Origin of the sequence: Legionella longbeachae, from assembly GCF_004283175.1 — a bacterium.
GTDB classification, from domain to species: Bacteria; Pseudomonadota; Gammaproteobacteria; order Legionellales; family Legionellaceae; genus Legionella; species Legionella longbeachae.
In genome coordinates this window covers 166,519-188,464 of record NZ_RXNW01000009.1, presented here as the reverse complement: position 1 = coordinate 188,464, position 21,946 = coordinate 166,519, and the positions used below count along the sequence as shown (strand labels likewise).

Here is a 21,946-nt window from a genome sequence, read left to right as displayed (position 1 = left end):
GAGGATCATGGTCTCTAGTTTCTATTTTCATAGAGTAACTCGATTTAATTAATACACCCTTGTGTTTCCTGCTCTTCGTTAAAAAATTTAACAAAAAATGTTTTGGAAAGTTGGGGATTTTTTTTATTAGTTCGAGTAAACTCCTCCTGAAAACCGCACTTTCTATAAAATTCTGGGGCTTGAAAAGCACTGGTACATAAATTGATGTTGTTAAAACCCTTGCCTTTGAAATGAGTTTCAAGAGCATCTATTAATTGGCGCCCATATCCTTTACCGCGATGTTTAGCATCGACCCAAATATCATCAATATAAATTTCGGCAAAAGCGGTAAATGCATTAATAACACCGCATACTTCATTTACTTCATTAGTAAGTACTACCGAAAAGCGTTTATAATTGACATCAACTCCATGACTTCTTTCATAAGCAATTAAATCCTTGGTCATGTATTTTTCAAGTGACTCACTGAGCTTATCGACAAAAGTAATGCTTTGATATACTTTTTGTTTCAACGGGTGAGATTCATGATTTTGTGTTGCAAAATTTAAAGTAATCCGTTTTGGCTGGTGTTGATCATAATCAATTTCTTTTACTGCCTCGCTATATTTTCCATTAGTAAATACAGATATTGTTTTACGCCAAAAAGATAAACCACCCTTATTTTCAGGAAGAACTGAAACTTCCCAACGCCCAGGATGGGTATTCCAAAGCTCATGAGCCACTAACTGACCTATACCCTGCCTCTGAAATCGTGCAAGAATAAAAAATTCGCCGACATTCCAATCAATATCGGAAAAGGTTGAGACTTTATTTAAAAGCACAAAACCTGCCAATTCATCTAATATTTTGATTAAAAATGCTTTTCTGCTCGCTTCTTCAAAATATTTTTTACAATCAAACGCTTCATAAAGACCATCGGAGGGAAGAGCCCAATCAGCGGAATCATGCCCACAACTTCGTGATAAATCATAGATATAGAATCGAGCCATATTCCGAATTGTTGGATAATCATTTAAACTAGCTGGAATTAATTGCGGTTTTATCGCCGCAGGATTGCTATGCATAATATGTAAAAGCTCTGAATGACAAAATGCTTATTGTACCAAGCACAAATAACTTACAAAAGCTGCTGTTTATTTTGTTATATACCGCATATTCGCATGCAGGCAAGATTTCGGGGCAAACTGTTGAAAATCCAGGTTCAGGATGAATATTGCTGACTTCTGCGAAGAATAATCAATCATGCAAGAATTGAAGGATAATGTAACTACAACCACTATATTCATAATTTTTTTGAAGCTGGGGTGTATTTGTTTTGGAGGCCCCGTAGCCCATATTGGTTATTTTCGCCATGAGTTCGTAAATCGTCTGAAATGGCTAAGTGATCATGCTTATGCAGATTTAGTCGCTTTATGTCAATTTTTACCTGGGCCTGCGAGTAGTCAAGTAGGTATCGCCCTGGGTTTATCAAAGGGAGGCATTCGCGGTGCCATCGCTGCATGGCTTGGGTTTACCCTACCCTCTGCCTTACTGATGGTATCGTTTGGTCTCCTTTTTATCAAACTGGGAATTCATGATAATGCTCCTTGGTTGCATGGCTTAAAAGTAGTCGCTGTTGCAGTTGTTGCCCAAGCAATTTGGGGAATGAGTGTCTCGTTATGTCCCGATAAAACAAGAGCAAGCCTTGCCGTATTTGCTTGTATTGGTTCAAGCATCATCCCTTATGCTGCAGGACAAATACTCATGATCATTATTGGTGGTATTTTTGGTTTACTTTTTCTTCATCCCAATCAATCACTCCCAACAAGTGAGCTGGTGATTAACATCAGTAAACGTACAGGAATTTTTTTATTGATTTCTTTCATTATTTTACTGATTTTTTTACCTATTTTATCTTCATATACTATAAATTATCCTTTGCAATTATTTGATGCATTTTATCGCTCAGGCTCTTTAGTGTTTGGAGGAGGACATGTAGTTTTGCCTCTATTACAAGCAAAAGTCGTTCCGAATGGTTGGGTTGATAACTCTCTTTTTCTAGCTGGTTATGGTGCGGCACAAGCATTGCCAGGCCCTCTTTTTACTTTTGCAGCATTTTTAGGTGCAGTTTCAACGAATGTCCCCCATGGATGGCTTGGAGCACTCATTGCATTAGTTGCTATTTTTTTGCCATCTTTTTTATTAATAGTTGGCACATTACCCTTATGGGAAAATCTACGACAACATCCATCGATGCAAAGAGCAATCCTTGGAATCAACGCTTCAGTTGTTGGACTGTTGTTAACCGCATTTTATCAACCGGTTTGGTCAAGCGCTATTTTCTCATTATATGACTATTTATTAGCAATTACGGCTTTTCTTTTGCTGCAGTTTTGGCGAGTCCCTGCTTGGATTGTCGTACTTTTTTGTGCGATTATCTCCCAAGTTTGATCTCAATCTCAATTCAAACTCATTCCAACTTTAATAGGATCAATGATTTTTTTCATAAAACCGTTTTCTTCCAATATGTCGAATTTATCTAAAGTTTAGGTATTAATTTAACCTGAATTCGATTCATATAAAACATAATCCATGTGATTTTTAATATTATTTGCACATTTGATATGTGAATTAAGTATTTCTAATTGGACACATACACACCTTATTGATTTAATGTTAAGCATGTAATTCATTTTAAAGAAAGTGTAATATGCCAAGATATCAAGATATAGCCTCGAAAACGATCATCGGCTCTACTCCTCATGGGAAAAAAGTGTTTGCTATTAAAACCCAAAAATCTCCTCATAAATATGCTGCAGAACTTATTAAACATCAAGATGCACATTATCATCTCAATTTAACGGTGCATGGCCGAAGTGGTAAAAATCAACGTGATGGAACGCTGAGTGATATTGCAGAATTTATAAGAGAGGTTAAAGAAAAATTTACCCCAGATGAGTGGAATGCCATCAGCGAGATTACCTTTGGAGGAGATGTCAATTTTGCAACAGTGACCAATCAGGTTGCTGAAGCTGGAATGGTAATTGAAAATCGTGAAAAACTGCATCACGTTTTATCTACGGAATTTTCAATAGGATATGATATTAGCGTTTGTTATCCTACAGAGGTTACGACTCAAAAACGTTCTGAAAAGTCATCACAAAATTCACAATATTTTAAAAATGGTGCCACAGATGAAAGTACAACAGATGTAATGGTTGGTGTTTGGATCACAAAGAATCAGACTCCAACAGAGAAGTCTCCTCCTATTAAAATAATACAAGGTCACAATCCTGTTGTTCTGCTATCTAAAACATACCAAGCAGCGACAAGTTGTCCAGGAGCAGGAGACCAAAAGTCCTGTCTTGATCATAGTATGGTCTTTATTCAAAGCCAAAATAACCTGAATGTTTATGTAAATATAATACCAGCCCGAGGCTGGAATGGTTTACAAGCACCCAAACCAGGACTTAACTCTGCAGTAATTGAGAGCCAATATGAAGCGCTCCAATTTAGGATGGAAGATGAATGGCTGAAGATGAAGGCAAAACTAACTCCCCAAGACTCTCGCACGATTAAAGAGTGGCAATACCTATTTTCTACACCGGTTACGCAAGAACAATTAGATAAATGTAGAGCCGGAATTCGCAGCTGTATTGAAGCAATTTTTCTATCACCTGAATACCAGATTATTGCTCAACAATTGTTTCAGGCAATACCATCACAAAATGCAGAGGAAAAGAATGATCTGCGGAATGAGTTTATTTTACCAGCAGAAACTGAAAAAGAGAAAACAGGCGCCTGGCGTAAACTGGGCATTTATGTGAGTGGTCAATCAGATGTATTGCTTAATCAGCTTGTGGATCGATATATGTATAACATGAATACCGCTATGTCTCGGCTTGAGGGTGATATGCAAGATAATCCAGAAAGGTATAGAGAATATAAATCATTTACATTTAACAATATAGCCAATGATATATTTACCGCACTTGGACAGCAAATGTTAGGTGGATATCCCGTACCCGAAGACATTGCTCGTAGAGCAAGAACAGCCGCTTTGTCATTAAATCCCCAAGAAGAAATCGATGCCATTTGTAACGAAATGGAAGAGGCTCAACTGGCACAAGTTGAACAAGCTGTCCGACAATATTTGGTGGAAAACCAGGTTCCCGAAGGTATGGAAATCATAGTTCACGCTATAGAGATTGGGGATAATCAACGCTTCAATGCCGGAATAAAACCGCACCCGCAATTACCCAAGAACTGGATAAGTCAGGATTTAGCACAGCAACGATGTACTAATATCAGGCTGGGTTTAAACGCAATTAAAAACGAAGGTTCTGCTGCAAAAGCGGAAATTAGTTTGCGTCCGCTGGTATTCTAAATAAGTTATAAGCTATCGTGGTTTAGAAGCAATGATGGCAGAGCAATGGCGTATACTATGTATAGTTGGGTTCAGTGATATACTCCAGCATTTAATAAACGATTAGAACATCAACCAGATGAAACATAGATCAAGATCAACAGCAATAGAGTTCTCTATATCGCGCAGTCGAGAAGCCTACTGATACAATTGGCTTTTATTTGTCGCATCTACGCTATGCTATTGCTGCTAAACGGGTTACTTAAAAATGATTAAAAGTAATCAAACACCCCATAGCAATGCCATTAACAGGGATAAAAATCAAGTCTACGGTCGAGCCATCAAGGAATTAAATAAAATGGTGCATTGGATATACGTATAAAGCATTACAAATTTAATATCTAAGGAATCGGTTATAGTAATAATTAATTTTTAGATTGATAGTTATTCGCGCATGTGTTTCTAGCATTTCCACTATACTTAAATAATGTATTTTTTGATATAAATTGTTATGACTCTACCAATATTTGATTATAATCAATTTGTAGGCCCTAAACCCCAAAAGGCACATGCAGCTACTCATATGTTTACAGAAGGAGCGTTTCCTGGACATTCAAGTAACTGGATAGTCAAGATAGCTGATAATCCTGTAATAGCCAGGCATGAGGTTTTAGCACAAGAGTTCTTTCGTTTGTTTATTCCCCACCAACCGCAAACACGTATTGCTAAAGACGAAAAAGACTACTTTGTCTGTTCTGAAAAGGTAGAGTCCTATAAATCCCTGCCTTATGGGGAAGGTAAGCTGTTTGAAGATGGAACGTATACCGGTTTAGGACAGGCGATTCTGGTAGCAGTTTTTTTGCAAGAAGTTGACTTGAAAAATGGAAATATAGGTTTAGACAAAGACGGTAGAGTAATTAAGATAGACGGCGATCAATGTCTTGCATCACTTTTAGATGAAAGACTTCATTTCTCCCTAACACCGGAAGTAATTGCAAATTTACCAAGTAAGGGAGATTTTGCTGCGAATAATTGGTTAGATGATAAAAGGACAAATTCATTTTTTCTTCCCTCAAAAATCCTAAATCCCATCGCTTTATCGAAAAATGATCTATTTAGAGGGGAAATAAATCAAGCAACCTTAAAAATTTGTCTTATGCCTGATGAGTTTATTGAAAAATTTGTTGAGTTCTATATACCCGAGGAAAATGAAATTAGTAGAAATTCATATATTGATTTAATTAAAAATCGGCGTAATACTCTGAAATTATCTGCGGTGCAAAATGATTCATTTAGACACTATTTATATAAACCTGAAGCACAGGATGATGCGAAAAGTTTTTTGGAGCAGATGAGAAATTTTCAAGTCGGTGGAGTGTCTGTTTTGTCTATCGATCATGCTCTTGCAGTTAATAGCACCCTGACAGAATTACAAAGCGCATCAACTTTGCCAATGTTGACCCTGTTAAACGAACAATTAGAAAACGCAATAAATTTAGAGGAACAACCAGAAGTTGATCTGACTCCCCTTGAGGAGCTGGAACAGTTAATTGTTCAGTTGGGTGATTTAAAGAATACTGTAGAGCAAGAGCAAAGAGAATTAGAAAAGAGAAAAAAATCAGAATTAAATCATATTTTCAATATATACATCCAAATAAAAAAACAAGAGCTATTAGTTCTTGAAGCTCCAAGTAGCCAGGTTCAAGCATATAAAGGGTTTCTGAAGGAAAAAATCATTCCTGTATTAGAAGAATATATTTCACACCTACAAGAATCTAATACCCCATTTCGTGGTTCATTCCCTAAAGAGAGCGAGTGGACTGATTTTAACTTTACAGAAGCTGCTATAGCCAAAGAAGGCATGAATATAATTAAATTGATGGTCGATAACAAAGTGGCACTTGAGGAGGCACGTGCATGTATCGCTGAAGGTGAGTGGGGAGCTAAGTTTCGATACCTCGCTAATGCATCACGGGAATTTAATTATCTTTCAGAGAGGAGTGAACGAATTAAGGGGCTAATTGATACGGATCTGAAAGACAGAATCCTTAAATTGAGCCAACAGGCGTCGGTTAAGCTGGCATCGCTGAGTACTCTTAAACTACCAGTTCAGAAGGAGGAAGTAGCTGAGAAAGTAACTATGAAACAACTTTTAGCTGACATAACCAAGCAAATCGCTGTTCTGGAAAACATCACACAGATAAACTCATCTCAATCAGAAGATTATTTAGCTATTCTAGAGCGATGTCTAGAAACATTAAAGATACTAAAAAAGAAAAGCAATAAACAGAATAAATCCCAAAAAGATCTCGATTACTCTGTTGTAAATGATTTAGAAAATAGATTACAAAACCTTAAAGATAATATAACAAAATATAGTCTTCCGTCCATTGCAAAAACTCAATCATCCAGCCTCCAACCGCAAACCACCCTTCCCCATAATAATACTAATATTCCCCATCAAGAAAAGAGTTTAGTAACAGATAGTACTCTGCCAGGTAAGTTTAAGGTGAAAAATAGGGTTATAAAGATACCTACAAATGAAAGAGAAGAGAATATTTTTGCTGTGGGGGTCGTATTAAAAGATGATGATTTAATGAAGGGAACAGATAATGCTGTCCCAAGCCTGATTCAAGATATACGCAATATAGTAAATGCCATTGATTGTTCAGATGAAGATAATATCTCCGATTCGATTATTTTAATTCAAGAAAAAATTCGTAAATCGCCTGAAAATATGTACTCCGACAATATAAAGCGGGTGATTGATGCATTTAATCATGCAAATCGCCTAAGCTTTAGAGAAATTCGACTTAAACTGGAAGAAAATAGCTCTATGAAAGAACTCATGGATCCCGTTAAAGTTGGGATTCATTTGAAATGAGTTTGATATCAAATTCGGACCTTAATCGCTAAAAAATAATCATATCATGAGAAAATAGCGCTTTGACCTAACCAGTTGATCAAATGCGATTAATAATAATCCTACGACCGAAGCGTTGATCCCAATGATTACTCCTTGCATCCATCATGGATAATGGGATTCTAAACTTTCCCATAAGAGTAATTGCCAACTATTAACAGCCAATCACATTAAGCTCTAACTAAATATCAACCCAAGTATACTGACTACCCATACACCAATATTTCATCGAATATCCAGGGAAGACTTGATAATCTGAATTATTTTTTTACTTACAGGATTTTTATGTTTTTCAGGCCTATAGACCAAACAAATCTCATCGTGAAATACAGGAGCATTTTTTAATTTTTTAAGGTGGCTATATTGAGATGCGACTCTGGAGGGTAAAAGACCATAACCAAGGCCTAATGATGTTAATTTAGCAACAACCTCAAGATTAGCAGAATTAAGTACACCATTAAAAATTAATTTTTTACCCAGCTTTTTAAGTATATATTGTGATTGGGCAAGATTTTGATCATAAATCAGTTTATCTTCAGCATTCAGGGCATAAAAGACGGTGACCTCATCCGTACTTAAGTTGTTAATAACCAGATCAGGATGTTTTATAGGATTAACAACAATTCCAAAATCGGCCTCCCAACTAATAACTTTTTCAGTCATCTCTCTTGAAAGACCATGAATAAAATTAAAACTAAGTTTTGGAAAGTTTTCCTGAAGTTTTGGCATAAAGTATTCGAGCGTATGAAGAGCAACTGATGGATGAACCGCAATAGTATAGTTAGCTTGAATAAGGCCTGATTCAGAATTGGCCAGGTTTTGGGTCTGCTCCCATTCATATAACAGGCGATAAGAACGCCGCTTAAACTCCTCTCCAAGCTTCGTTAGCTGGATACCCGTTTTTAGACGAATTAGAAGCTGTCCACCCAGTTTACTCTCTAATCTCTTCACAGCATAACTGAGTGCAGGCTGAGATATTCCAATAATCTCAGAAGCCCTTGTAATGTTAAGGGTTTCACTAACGATTATAAAATATTTTATGTCATCTAATAATAAAGCCATAAAAAAACTTTATCACAACCATTAAAATAAGTCATTTTATTTATCTCTTGAAAATAAGTAATCTAATTTCAGGAGAGAAAAAATGAAAAATAAAACATTTAATTTAAGTACAATTCAGAATCACTCGGTTACAAATTTTGAACTTAAAAAATCGTTAGATAGTAATTCTATTATGGAAATGGCGAAAAAAATATTGGCTGAGTTCATGATTTTTCGTCGTGTACCAAAATCCATCAATGCTTGTAGCGATATCAATTGTCCCAAATGTGGTTCACCACATTTATCAAAAATAATCTTGGCAGTAAAAAGAAATGAGCCAGTAACTTTTGTATTGCCAGCTTTCCCTGGAAAGTCCCCAAACCCTGAAAAAGTACTGAGTCATTTTCCTGATCATGCAGAAAAAATTGCACTTAATTTTCTTGGAAACCTTTGTCAAAAAATTAAAAAATTTTATCACCCCGGGGTTCAAATCATTCTGTGCTCCGATGGTAGAGTATTTAGTGATGTGGTTGGAATGAAGGAAAGTAATGTAACCGATTACCAAGTTGAATTAGATAAATTGATACAGGAAATGTCCATCCCGTACCTATCAACTTTTAATCTCGATGACTTTTATAAGGGACTTAACTTTATTCAAATGCGTGACGAACTGATGAAAACTTATGGGCAATCACTAGATTTTCTTAAGTATAAAATTCGCAATGGCGCAAAACCTGCAGCTAGCCCAGATGAGCAAGAATCAAACCGCATGTATCGAGGCATCACCCGCTTTTTATTTGAAGACTCAAAATATCAAGGCCAGACTAAAAGTCGTACTGCCATCCAAAAAGAATCTCGTTCTAAAGCATACGAGGTCATAAGGAGAAGTAATGCGTGGAGTCAGTTAATTGCAGAACATTTTCCCAAGGCCGTACGACTGTCGATTCATCCTCAAACTTGCGGCGCAAACAAATTGGGCATCCGTTTAATTGGAAATGAAAGCTGGATGACTCCCTGGCATGGAGTTGTCATTGAAAGCAGGAAAGGCTATATCTTGCTAAAACGCTCGGAAGCTGAAGCCTTAGGCGCTCAGTTAATTTATACCACTGATGGACGTCCAAGCCATTATAAACTAATTGCAGATTAATGCTTATCGATAGAAAGGATATAGTATGAATTATAAAGTTACTGCCCTTAAACCATTTGGTGTGCTCCTCGAACCCTTGAGTGAAAAAAGGAAGGTGAAAGACCTCGATATAGAAAATTTACGTTCTTTATTTGGGAAGAATCAACTTGTCGTATTGAGAGGGTTTGAGACCTTTCACAATAGAGAAGATTTTTCTAATTATTGCGAACTCTGGGGAGAAGTGAGCATCTGGCCATTTGGAAAGGTACTTGAGTTAATTGAACAAGATGCCCCAGAAGATCACATTTTTGATCATAGTTACATGCCACTACATTGGGATGGTATGTATCGCCCCCAAGTTCCTGAGTATCAGATTTTTCATTGTGTCAAAGCACCTTTGCCCGGACAAGGAGGAAGGACAACTTTTTCAAACACCCTTTTAGTTTTAAAAAACACTTCTTCTGAAATAAAAGAACTTTGGCATAAGGTAACTGGTACCTATCAAAGAAAAATGAAGTTTTATAACAGCAAAACAATATCACCAATCATTACAGATCACCCTCAAAAAGGTTATTCTGTTATTCGCTACAACGAGCCCCCTTCTCAAGATAAAGGCCATTTCGTCAATCCACCCGAACTCGAATTTACAGGCATTAGTCATGAAGAATTAGATGTCTTTCATACAAGCTTGGCAAAGGCCCTTTATTCTCCTGATAATTTTTATGCCCATGAATGGCAAACTGGAGATATAGTCATTGCAGATAATTTTTCACTTTTACATGGTCGAGAAGAATTTACCTCTAAGTCTCCTCGCCATATTCAACGAGTCCATGTTTTGAGTAATCCCCCTTTTGATAACCCAGGTTTGGAATCTTACGAATGAGTACACTAATAACAGATATTGTCATAGTTGGCGCAGGTCCGGTAGGGCTTATGTGTGCTTACCTGGGACAACTTTGTGGTATGCAAACGGTTATTGTCGATAAGTCTGATGGTCCCTTGGAGGTTGGTAGAGCCGATGCTCTAAATGCACGTACATTGCAACTGCTTGAATTAGTTAATTTATTTGATGAACTCTATCCCTTGGGAAAGACATGCAACACCAGTGCCGTATGGGCCCATGGGAAATTCATTTCACGTCAATCTTCGTGGTGGGACGACCTCGAAGGTTGTCTCCATAAACATTTCCTTATGCTTGGTCAGTCCTATGTGGAAAAACTGTTGGATAGGAAGCTTAAAGAGATTGGAGCATCTGTAAAGCGCTCCGCTGCAGTTGAGAACATTGAGATTAATAAAGAAGGCTGTCTCACAACGCTTTCAAATAAAGAAGGTATTCGTATTCAATCCCGCTATGTTATTGGTGCAGATGGTTCTCGTTCCTTCGTTAGAAATCATTTTAAAATACCTTTTGAGATCATAAGGCCGCAAATTATATGGGCTGTAATTGATGGCATTATAGATACAGATTTTTTAAAAGTTCCTGAAATCATCGTTTTTCAAGCAGAAACATCAGATGTTGCATGGATTCCAAGAGAAGGAGAAATTGATAGATTTTACGTAAGAATGGATACTAAGGAGTTTACCCTAGAAGAAGCTATTAACAAAATTAATCATGCAATACAGCCTCATACCCTACGTTTTAAAGAAATCGTGTGGTTTTCACATTTTTCAGTCAAAGAATCTTTAGCCGAGAAATTCTGCGTACAAGACCGTATTTTTCTTGCTGGCGATGCATGCCATATTCATTCCGTAAACGGAGGACAAGGTCTTAATACAGGTCTTGCAGACGCGTTCAATCTCATATGGAAATTAAACATGGTTATCAATTTTGGCGCCTCTCCAAAACTTTTGCAAAGTTATGAAAACGAGCGTAAACCGGTTGCGCAAAGTGTGATTGAAACTTCAGGGGAACTTGTTCGTTCTACCAAGTATTCGCAGAATGGAACCCATGCACAGGATTATGTAAAGATTGTACAAAAACGTGCGGGGAATATTACCGGGATGGGAATTTGTTATGGTCATCAAGAGCTCAATGGCTCTCGACTTTTTGACTTTGAAATTTTTAATGGGAGCATTAAAACCCGGCTTTATTCTCTTTTGGATTATACCAAATTTGCCCTGTTAATTTTTAGTGATTGCGCCGTTGATTTAAACGTACCTGAGTTTATAAAAGTTATTCAAATTTATTCCTATGAACAACAGGCAAATTATTGGACCAATAACACTCAATATAGAGAACATGCAATTTTGGTCAGGCCGGATTCCTATATTGAATCGTCCACGCTGTTAGATAAAGTTGAATCTCTATTTGATTGGAGTTTTGGCAAAACCCCAATCATGTTAATGAACAATTTAAATAAGGAGGCAGTAGGTGAATAGACCCGTCGTCATTGTTAATCCATTATCATCAGGCATAGATTTAGCTCCTGCTTTTAAAGCTCGAGGAATACCTGTTATTGCAGTCACTTTTAAATCCTTAGAAGAAATTGGATTTGGATTAAAAGTTCAAACTTCAGATTTTATCGAAATCATTCCCAACCATCCAAACCTGGTCGAGGATCTTAGAAAGTACAATCCTATTGCGATTATCCCTGGTGACGAGTTAGGGATTTCTGTGGCAGAACAACTGACTGAGATTTTAACGCCTCAATTCGCCAATGACCCCAAAAAATCGCCTAATCGATTACACAAAGCCCTTATGCAAAATGCTTTAAAAGAGGCTGGTATTCCTATTCTTAAAACACTCAATACGTCATCGGAACATGAAGTGGATACCTGGATTAAGGAAAATGGATTAATTGATGCTCCACTTGTAATTAAACCGCCAATGTCTGCCGGTAGTGATAAGGTCTTCCACATTCCAGCAAAAGGAGATTGGAAAATGGCCTTCAATCGAGTTATGACCGAGCCATCTCAAATTACTGGAACGATTAGCGAAACCGTTGTCGTGCAAGAACAAGCTATTGGTACAGAATTTGCCGTCGGGACTGTAAGCGCTCATGGAAAACACTATTTAGCGCATTTAATTAAATATAATAAAATCTCATTTAATAATCGCAACACTGTTTACGACTATGTTGAATTTGTGCCCTATAATGAAAAAGTGTATGAGGAGTTATTTGATTATACTCAAAAAGCGCTGGATGCTTTGGGAATTCGTTGGGGTGCGACGCACACTGAAATTATGCTTACGAAGCAAGGACCACGTCTTATAGAAACAAGTGCTCGAATGTGCGGCGGTCCAGTTGTGAGGTTTGCACGAGCAGCAACCGGTAGTAGTCAAGCTGATAAATTAGTTGAAATTTATATTGATGGTGATGTACTCACTAAAAAATATGTATTCAAAAAATCAGTGATACCCGTTTTTTTGAAAGCGTTCGCTCAAGGAATAATATCAAATGTTGAAGCGCTTGCTGAAATTTCTAAATTACCCACCTTTCTCAGTGAACATATTTGGTTTAAAAATGGAGATCGGGTACCTCAGACTGTAGATTATCTCTCAAGTATTGGAATTATTGGGCTAGCAGGTGATCGCGAATCAATTTTTTTAGATTACGAAAAAATTCGAAACATGGAGTCGAAATTAGTTATTTCATAAGGTAAATAAATTTCCAGCCAAATCTTTTGACTGTTCCATTATGACATCCCTTTAAATGAAAAAAAATCGTCAATATTGCTCATCATTTATACTAAACAAATTGGCTATGTTATACTAAAACAAATTATTAGCATAGCCCTCTATGGAAAACTCACCTACTTCGCAGATTTATACTAGAGCGTTTACAAAAATGGATAACATGGTTTATCTCATTGATAAAGATGGTTTTCTTATTGATTGTAATGCTAATTTACTTCGTTTTTTAGGTTACAGATATATTGAAGATAATTCTATAGGCTCAATTTACGAAATGATGCGTCAACAAGGCTTATGGACTTCCGAGCAAATCCACAGCTTTCAGCAACAGGACATTGCCGCCATCATATCGGGGAAAAACGAAGTCGAGCAACAGGCAATTATCAACACCCAAGGTACCATTCTTTATTTTGAAATTTCACGAATTCCCTTGGCAGATAAATCAGGAAACGCTCTAGGTCTGGCTGTGACTATCCGAGATATATCCAAACTAAAGCAATTAACCGATCAAGTAAAAAATTTAAAATCGCAAGTTAATTACAATCATAAGACCGTGACAAATAATCTTAGCTCTGAGACAACAGGACAAATCAATAAATTAAAAATTTTGCTTATAGAAGATAATCTTATTGCGCAAAAAGCAGAAAAAACAATATTAATGAATTGCAAATGTTTAACGGATGTCGTTGCCACAGCCAGCCAAGCATGTGAGATTTTTAAACCAGCAAAATATGATTTGATTTTAATGGATTTAACTCTGGAGGAAGGAGATGGCTATAATTTGACAGCAACCTTAAGAAAGCAAGAACAAGGAACACATTGTAGGGTTCCTATTATTGCATTAACAGGACATGATCCAATGGATGTTGGTTTTAACTGTGAAGACGCTGAAATGGATGGTATCCTTCGCAAACCGCTGACTATCCAACAGGCGAATCAACTGATACAACGGTATATTCGTCATATTGATATTAAGGTTACAGGATTGATGGAGTTTAAACAATGATACATACCAAGCGTTTGTACTTGGTACGTATAGAGACTCATCCGTTACCTAATTTCTTGTCAATGACTGGATTACGGCTGCTTACCCATAAAACCGGCTTTAATTTGGCAATCAAATGGATTTATTAAAAATAGATTGGTTTGCATTTAATCTTATGGTACAATTTTTAATCTAATTAAGCTGTATAAAATAACATTTATGATCCCTGAAAAACTCTTAACCTATACAAAAACAATTTTTGAATATTCCCATAGTACCGTATACATCAAAGATAAAAATTTTCATTACCAGTATATGAATAATAATGGGCTCAAACAATTGCAATTACAAGAACAAGATATTCTCTGCATGCCAGATAGCTCGCTTCCCTTTGGGAAGTATGCGGATTTTTATAATAGCCATGATCACTACGCAATGGAAGAAATTATTTACTTTCAATTGGATGATTGCATTACTAAAAATGGCGAAAAAATATTTGCCTTATCTCATAAATTACCGCTTAAAGATGAGGATGGAAAAACCCATGGCGTCATTGGCTTTACCAAATTTATGAATCTCCATGAACTGATTAGTAATCTCAATTCAAAAAATACCTTTTTAGCACCTAACCTTAAAATCAATATTAATGTTGATGATTGGTTAAAATCAACGATTAATTTGTCTCGTAGGGAGATGGAAGTTTTGTATTTTTTTTTACAAGGGAAATCCATCAAGCTTATTGCACCATTGCTTCATATAACTGAAAGAACTGTTATTTTTCATCTAAATAATATAAAAAGCAAATGGGGTTGTTACAATAAAGAAGATATTTACACTAAATCCATTGAAAAAGGCTTGAAAAATCTTACAATCATCTGGGATATGTTAGCGATGCGCTCCTAACAATCCCAGCATAAAAATGATTAGATTATAATTTAAAACTTGAGTTGGTTAAATTTTGATACTCTATATCTTGTAAGAAGCCATTTATTTTTCTTATAATATTAGCTGCGCTTGCTTGCAAAGATTTATTCTGATAACGATAAATGAACCCGTATAATGCATTGGGTATTTCTGGAGATTCGTTTTCATTCATTATCTGATTTAGCTCATTCATCATTTTTTGTATTGTTGTAAAGCGACCCACTGTTTTCTGAAAAAGTGTATTACTACGATAATGAGAATATTGACTAGGAAGGTCCCCTAATAACTCCTGCAAATCTCTTTTGATATCCTGCTGAATATTTAATTGGGTTGGATGCGAAGTTTTTGCGTTTTCAATTGAATTTTGAAAAAAGCGATGATTATTAATATTTGAATTACTTTTTAGTGGGTCTTGGGGTAATTGAAGCATCGGTGCATTAATGGACGCAAGTTGCTCGAAGTGTTTTATTGCGGAATCAATGTCTGTTCTATCCGCTGGCTTTTCTGCGAGCATTGGCTTCAAAAATGGTTCTACCCATTGAGCATTGGCGGGCAAATTCAAATTTTTTGCTGCATTTTTGCTTTTCTCAAAAGGGTTACCACTTAAATAGTTTTCAGGATCTTCGCCCCATAGGAAAGCAATGACTCTTCCCATTGAAAAAATATCAGCTTTGTTATCATGTGGTAAGCCACTAAACATTTCAGGTGCTGCCCAAATTTCGCTTCCGGGAAATAGACCATCATCCTCACCTGCTTTTTTTGCCAGCCCGTAATCAAAAATATTCACTTCAACAGGTTCCGCCGCCTGAACATGAATATTTTCAGGCTTTATATCTCTATGAATAATTCCTTTATCAATCACCTGGTTTTTCAAAGCCAATAATAAAGCATAGGTTATCTTAATTCGTTGACTCTCTGTAATATAATTAGGATTATCCAATAATTTAATGAAGATACTCTCTAATTCCATCCCTGGCATTCGCTTCATCGTCAGATAACATTTATTATTATCGTAGACGGGTGGTTTTATACTTAAGTGCCCTGCTTTCCGACAAAAATCAAACTCTTTCTCAATTAAATTTTCTATATTTAAGCCAGAAAATTTATTTTTAAGTTTATTTAAATCAAATTCTTTTGTTACAAATTTTTTATCATAAGTAGATTTATTAGCTATTCCAGTTTCATCTTGTCGATACAGCGTAACAGGATAAACGGAAGCAAACCCACCTTTTCCTATTGGTTCTTTGTCAATAGCCGAAAAAAGATGCCCTTGTTTTACACGTCCTTTTTTATCAATTTGATTTCGTGGACCACCTATAATTGTCCCAGTGGCAGGAAGCAAATTCTGTTCCTGTAATTCATTGATTATTTCTTTCATATTACTATCAAGCATGTATTAATTACTCCAAAATAGTTGTTAATGATATTTTCCATCTCATCTAAAATTGATAAATAAAATCAAATTTTAATCATTTTGCACTAAAAAAATAACTGTTAAAATCCAACAGTTATGACACTTATTCATTTTACTTATAATCGCGCCGGCAGATTATTTCTGCATTAATCATTTAAAATATAGGACTTAATATATGAAAATTACTGGAACAATTAAGATGATCCAAACGCCGGGACGAACAGACAGGTTTGTGACAAAGCAACTACCAAATGATTATTTTTTAGCACTCGAAATTACTGATATTGATGGGAATCCCATTTCAACTTTAGCAAGTGTTTTCAATACATTAAAACCTAATTTCCCTTCAATTCAAGTTAATAATGAAGAAGTGGGTGATTTATTTGAAACATATAAATTACCCGCAGGAATGACAGATGTATGCCATCTATCTCTAGCTTATTTTGGCGATTTTAGAATAGGAAGAAATACCGATAACGATCTTGATCAACAAAAAGTTGATACCGCTTATGAAGAATTAAATGGACAAAAAATATCGTTTGAAATTGATGGCAGCCCGTTCCAAATCGTCTCAACAAGTAAAGAATTCAATAAAATAAACACCGAAGCTCACTTAGCTTTTGCACCCGTTGTAGGCATGGGTAGAGATAGCATTGTAAATCTTTTACCCTGTAAAAAAACTCAAGAAATGTTGTCTCATAAACTTTCTTGTGTCTTTGGTGAAGGTTTTAAAATTTGGAATAGCCAGAAAAAGGAAATTCCATTCCATGTCACTATTGCACAAACTGATAAGTTAAATTTAAAGTTAGCTGCACGTCAGAATAATTTAGAAACCGTTGAAGTGACTCACTCTCTGGCTCTATAAACTAATAGAGTCATTATTGATTAATTGTAGGTTTTGTCATAAGGAAGAACCTACAATAATCGATGATAAAAAGTTAAAAAAACATCATTACTAAATAGGATTACCCTGATACTATTTTTTTCCTATTTCACTGTTAAAAAATGACAGTTATTTCTCTTACTATACCGGGATATAATTGCAAGGAATTTAATCTTTATGATCTTGTGATTGTTAAATTAAATTATTTAACATTAATCCGGAGTTAACTATGACCAAAGAACTAATTTTTATTGATTGGGATGATACGTTAGTCAATAGAGAACATGCAGAGGATTTTGAATCGGTAACAGACGAAAACAATACCCTTTATCAAATGTCCCCCATGTTTATTGGGGCAATAGACGCGCTGAAGCAACTCCAGGAAAAATACCATGTTTTGATCGTTAGTTCACGAGGAGAGTTAAATAGATTTAGACAGCTCCAATTACAAAGTTATGGTCTGGAGTCTTCAATTATGCCATTAGACAAGTTCACATTTGAAGAGAATAATACTCGTTTATTATTTACCAGGTATGGTGAAACAAACTTTCCCGATAAAGCAAGTTTCATTTTATATGTCCAAGAAATGAGTGGAAATAAGATAAAAGTATTTATCGATGATGATCATACAGAAATAGAAGCCGCGCAGACAAAAGGAATTCCTACTATCCATGCGACTCATGCAAATTATCTGGAAAAATCAGAACAATTTTTTTCAGGATTAATTCATCAAATAGATAATATGGAACTTTCTCAAATTTTTAATACCGTAGCAGCTGAAATACGTAACAATTCTCGTTCAATGTATTGGGGAAGCAAAATTGCTGGTTTCTTTTCACTTCACCTTCCTGCAGCAGAGAGTTTAGAAACGTTGGCATCACAATTAAAAAGAAAATCTGCTAAAGAGGTTAGCGAAGCATTTGATCGATATCTTGAGAAAATAGCTTATAATCCAAATAAAAAAGGGGATATAGCCGCAAGCTTAACTAAAGCGAAAAGAGCCATCGATAACCATATTTTAGCCTTGAATGAAACCAAAGAAGAGCAACAGTTTCTCAATAGAATACGTTAGCAATTGATCTCTACCACGTAGGTGCCTTGGCTTGCCCCAGGAACTACAGCCGTACACTTTACTCCCCTCAATAGACGTCCCGCGGCTTGTCCGTGGGATTTAATCGTGGTGAAGAACTTCTGGATCCTGCAAATAAATCACAAGGCGGAGGAATAAAGATCGACTCCTTAAGTCAACAGCAACAGCTTCAGAAAAAATGCATGGATTTAGGTTATTATACTCAATATTCCCACCATCTGCTGTCGACTTATCAAATCATAATTCCTTATATCGTTTTTAATGAGATTTAAAATGCAAAGTATAGCTTTTCACTTGCAATGACTTAATTTACTATGAATTATTTTAAAATCTGAATAAATAAGAAATTCATTAAGTGAGAACTCCAAAATGAGGTCATGGATGCGGTACATATTTAGAAGATTTTGTGTAACAATCTTTTTATTAGCCGTAAACCCTATACTTTTTGCAAAAGCAATCATTGATATTGATGTCCTCAATACAGTAAAACATTTAAAAAATTCCAAAAGATTAGAAGTAAACCACGTCCCCTTATCACTTCTTATTTTTTTACATAATTTTTCAGAAAAAGAATCTTTTATAGATCAAATTAAAAAAATACGGGGAGTACGAGTACAAGATTTAGGTTTTATGCCAGCTGTAGCAATACAACTTCCAAAGAATAGTATGTTGCTTAATCAAATTGCCAATTTTGATGCTGTAGCGCAAATCTCTTTACATAGGGCAGCCGAAACCGAATTAGATACTACGACTCAGGCTTTAAAACTAGCACCCTCTTCTGTTTATCCTAATGTAGATAATTGGTGGGCTCATGGCTATACAGGGCAAAAAGGAATTATTGGTATTATCGATACAGGAGTAGATCCATTGCATCCTGCTTTATCCAATAAAAGGTTAATCGTCCGCCAGGATGTAGGCTCAGGGTATTCCAATCATATTAATGGTGTAAAAGAGCCCCATGCAACAGGCATCGCTTGCATTTATACAAGTGTGAATGAAAAATACAAAGGTATTGCTTATGGAGCATCGACTATTATTTCTGGGTTAGCAGGAGAGGAAACAGCCGATCCAGCCAGCATTTTGCTAACTATGGAAACATTGGATTGGATGTTGGATCGTTCTGAAGTGAAACCTGCCCTCATTAATTACAGCATGGGGAATGGGAAATTAGATTTAGATTGCCCTTTTTGCCCTGAGTGGAGTGGCCTTGCAAAAGTCATAGATTATGTCGTAAATACAAAAAAAATCCTTTGGGTAAAATCAGCTGGGAATGCTGGATATATAGAAGCGACAGAACAATTTCCTTATGCTTCTACGCTGACTGTTCCGGGGGACAATTATAATGGGTTGACTATAGCTAATATGAATATGCTTGTCGTCGAAAATGATATTGTGATTAAAACTCCTGACCGAAGAAGACATATTATAAGAAATACCAGTAGTCGAGGACCTACCCCTTTTGGTAGACGCAAACCTGATTTAACTGCTCCTGGCCATGATACAATGACCTGCGCCCCTGATCCCAAAGTTTATGGTTTTATTTATTCCAATGCGATGAATTATAAAGATGGTTATCGTCTCATGGGTGGAACTAGTTCCGCAGCACCACATGTAGGTGCTTCCGCACTATTATTACAAGATGCAGGAATTCAAAATCCTATGGCAATTAAAGCATTACTTATCAATAGTGCCGATACTTGGACTGATGCAGGGACTGCTGACTCCAAACACTCAAAAATCATGGGCTCAGCCTGGAATAGAACTTACGGCTGGGGGTATCTCAATATGGAAAAGGCGTTCCAACAAAGAAACAATATTGTAGAAGATGAGCTCACTGTAGCAAATCCAGTATGGGAATACCGCACTGTGCTTAAAAAAGGGCAAAAAATTACTTTAGTTCATGAACGTCGGGTAGGATATACTCCTGAGGGGGCCGAGTGGCAACTTAGTCATTTAGAATTAACCGTTTTCGATTTGAAAAATCAAAAATTGATTGATAAAGACAGCAGCCCTGTAGATACAGTTCATCAGGTTGCAAATTGTAAACGCGAATTGTATGACTCAAAATGCTCCGAGGACAGCCGCACTACCGAAGTTTTAATACGAGTTCAGTTGTTAAGCAAAACTATAGAGGGTAGTTCTAGCGAACCTTTTGCTATTGTAGTTCCGCAAGTAGCAAGTAAAACAAGTACCCTGTAACGCTCAAATAAGTCTAGTCTTTATGCTATAGTTTTCATATTCTAATTCGTTAGAGAAACTTAGTCATGCACAAGGAATATCAAGGTGTTACCACACGGTTTCTTCGTAAAGATGAACGTCTTATCTTATCTGAAGAACAACAAATGCCATTGGTTATCGAGGCCGAAAAAGAAGTCGAACTCGAATTTTTGCAGCATTTTCTGAAATCCTATTCCAGTCAAATTATTCATGATATGGCTCAATATGGTGCCGTGCTTTTAAGGGGATTTAATATTGATACTGAGGAGCAATTTGAAAATATTATTTTAAGTATTCCTGAGTTTCGAGGCATTAGTGAAGCATTCATGTCTGAAAATGGTCGCGCCCATGTTGGTGATCTTAAATACGTGCTACATACCAATTCTATTTATAAAACGGGTGGGACGTTATATCTTGGAGGGTTTCATACTGAAAATTATTATTCCACTGATGTTCCCAGTTATTTATGTTTTTGCTGTTTTCATCCTTCAGTATTAGGTGGGGAAACCGGTTTAATTAATACACAAAAAATTTACAATCATTTATCTAAAGAATTAAAAGAAAAATTAGAAAAGCACTCTTTTTACGTATGTCAATGGTCAATTAAAGAGATAGCCGAAAGGTATCAGATTCCTGATGATTTAGCAAAAAAAAAATGTGAACAGTTTGCTCTTCCTATTGAAGGAGATGGAGAAGAGTTGTTTGCTGTAATGTATAAACCCAGTGTTTTAGAACATCCCTTGACCCAAGAAAAAGCCTTGCAAATCAATTTGTTTGAACTTTCAGCCTTGAATTATGAACTAAGAAAGTGTTTTATGAACGATTATAAAGGCAAGAAATGGTTTTGGCATCGTTTCTTTTGGAAACTGCCTACCCCTATTTTTAATTCGATAGAGTTTTTGGCTATTCTATTTATTTCTTTTTTCAATTCACCAAAAAATTCTTATAAAATTTTACGCACCAAATTTTATAATTTTAAGGCAAGTAGAAAAAATAAACTTAGGTCATCCAATAAGAAAAAGGTAGGAAGTTGTTTTAGCCATCAAGAAGTAAAAGCGCTTGCGCAAACGATGCGTCAATATTATTCTTCATGTATCTGGAAAAAAGGAGATATATTACTAATTGATAATAAGAAGGTAATGCATGCCGGAATGCCAGGATTAGGCCCCCGATTGATTCGGGCAATGATTTGTAATCCTGTGGATATGAATTATATTTCTTCAGAGCCAGGTATTTTAGTAGCTACGGAGCGAATGACAGAAACTTTAGGTGCCTCGATGACTGCAAAATCCATAGATTAATATTGCTGCCTATTTTGATCATTTGATTTTTAAAAAATAGCAAAGAAGAAGTTCAATTTATGA

General features: G+C 36.0%; 17 protein-coding genes. 14 read left to right on the top strand and 3 right to left on the bottom strand.

Translation table 11 applies throughout. From position 1 onward, the window contains the following. Positions 1–44: 44 nt before the first annotated feature. A complete protein-coding gene (locus EKG34_RS10890) occupies positions 45–1,064 on the bottom strand; it encodes a GNAT family N-acetyltransferase (RefSeq protein WP_003636380.1) in 1,020 nt (339 codons plus the stop codon). 178 nt (positions 1,065–1,242) lie between these two features. Between EKG34_RS10890 and chrA the strand changes: the two genes are divergently transcribed. The 3 genes from chrA to EKG34_RS10875 all read left to right on the top strand — a co-directional run bounded on the left by chrA (position 1,243) and on the right by EKG34_RS10875 (position 7,229). Further along, positions 1,243–2,430: a chromate efflux transporter gene (gene chrA, locus EKG34_RS10885; RefSeq protein ID WP_003636376.1), complete on the top strand. Its 1,188-nt coding sequence runs from the start codon at positions 1,243–1,245 to the stop codon at positions 2,428–2,430. Between the two features lie 259 nt (positions 2,431–2,689). Further along, a complete protein-coding gene (locus EKG34_RS10880) occupies positions 2,690–4,366 on the top strand; it encodes a hypothetical protein (protein WP_003636374.1) in 1,677 nt (558 codons plus the stop codon). Between the two features lie 490 nt (positions 4,367–4,856). Continuing rightward, entirely contained in the window at positions 4,857–7,229 is a 2,373-nt protein-coding gene (locus EKG34_RS10875) for a SidE phosphodiesterase domain-containing protein (protein WP_003636359.1), read from the top strand. A gap of 264 nt (positions 7,230–7,493) precedes the next feature. On the opposite strand, the gene EKG34_RS10870 is transcribed toward EKG34_RS10875, so the two are convergent. Beyond that, complete coding sequence (locus EKG34_RS10870; RefSeq protein ID WP_003636357.1) at positions 7,494–8,330, bottom strand: LysR family transcriptional regulator; 837 nt, start codon at positions 8,328–8,330, stop codon at positions 7,494–7,496. A gap of 82 nt (positions 8,331–8,412) precedes the next feature. On the opposite strand from EKG34_RS10870, the gene EKG34_RS10865 reads away from it, so the two are divergent. From EKG34_RS10865 to EKG34_RS10840, 7 genes are all read left to right on the top strand, one after another. Further along, entirely contained in the window at positions 8,413–9,456 is a 1,044-nt protein-coding gene (locus EKG34_RS10865; RefSeq protein WP_003636355.1) for an L-tyrosine/L-tryptophan isonitrile synthase family protein, read from the top strand. Positions 9,457–9,481: 25 nt separating this feature from the next. Then, a complete protein-coding gene (locus tag EKG34_RS10860; RefSeq protein WP_003636353.1) occupies positions 9,482–10,318 on the top strand; it encodes a TauD/TfdA dioxygenase family protein in 837 nt (278 codons plus the stop codon). Next, complete coding sequence (locus EKG34_RS10855) at positions 10,315–11,814, top strand: FAD-binding protein (RefSeq protein WP_003636352.1); 1,500 nt, start codon at positions 10,315–10,317, stop codon at positions 11,812–11,814. The genes EKG34_RS10860 and EKG34_RS10855 overlap by 4 nt, the downstream gene beginning before the upstream one ends. Then, complete coding sequence (locus EKG34_RS10850; RefSeq protein WP_003636350.1) at positions 11,807–13,033, top strand: ATP-grasp domain-containing protein; 1,227 nt, start codon at positions 11,807–11,809, stop codon at positions 13,031–13,033. The genes EKG34_RS10855 and EKG34_RS10850 overlap by 8 nt, the downstream gene beginning before the upstream one ends. 142 nt (positions 13,034–13,175) lie before the next feature. After that, complete coding sequence (locus EKG34_RS10845; RefSeq protein WP_012979269.1) at positions 13,176–14,075, top strand: response regulator; 900 nt, start codon at positions 13,176–13,178, stop codon at positions 14,073–14,075. Beyond that, positions 14,072–14,203, top strand: a complete 132-nt coding sequence (locus EKG34_RS18840) for a hypothetical protein (protein WP_263283341.1) — start codon at positions 14,072–14,074, stop codon at positions 14,201–14,203. Before EKG34_RS10845 ends, EKG34_RS18840 begins: the two co-directional genes overlap by 4 nt. Before the next feature lie 70 nt (positions 14,204–14,273). Then, on the top strand, positions 14,274–14,957 hold the full coding sequence (locus tag EKG34_RS10840; protein ID WP_003636346.1) for a LuxR C-terminal-related transcriptional regulator: 684 nt from the start codon (positions 14,274–14,276) through the stop codon (positions 14,955–14,957). 25 nt (positions 14,958–14,982) lie between these two features. Here EKG34_RS10840 and EKG34_RS10835 read toward each other — a convergent pair whose 3' ends face one another. Continuing rightward, entirely contained in the window at positions 14,983–16,371 is a 1,389-nt protein-coding gene (locus EKG34_RS10835; protein ID WP_003636341.1) for a protein kinase domain-containing protein, read from the bottom strand. A 196-nt stretch (positions 16,372–16,567) separates the two neighbouring features. On the opposite strand from EKG34_RS10835, the gene EKG34_RS10830 reads away from it, so the two are divergent. From EKG34_RS10830 to EKG34_RS10815, 4 genes are all read left to right on the top strand, one after another. Beyond that, on the top strand, positions 16,568–17,257 hold the full coding sequence (locus tag EKG34_RS10830; protein ID WP_003636340.1) for a hypothetical protein: 690 nt from the start codon (positions 16,568–16,570) through the stop codon (positions 17,255–17,257). 247 nt (positions 17,258–17,504) lie between these two features. Further along, on the top strand, positions 17,505–18,347 hold the full coding sequence (locus EKG34_RS10825; RefSeq protein WP_003636339.1) for an HAD family hydrolase: 843 nt from the start codon (positions 17,505–17,507) through the stop codon (positions 18,345–18,347). A gap of 399 nt (positions 18,348–18,746) precedes the next feature. Continuing rightward, positions 18,747–20,564, top strand: coding sequence for a S8 family serine peptidase (locus EKG34_RS10820; protein WP_003636337.1), 1,818 nt, complete (start codon positions 18,747–18,749; stop codon positions 20,562–20,564). Between the two features lie 65 nt (positions 20,565–20,629). Further along, positions 20,630–21,883, top strand: a complete 1,254-nt coding sequence (locus EKG34_RS10815; protein WP_012979270.1) for a TauD/TfdA family dioxygenase — start codon at positions 20,630–20,632, stop codon at positions 21,881–21,883. Positions 21,884–21,946 lie beyond the last annotated feature (63 nt).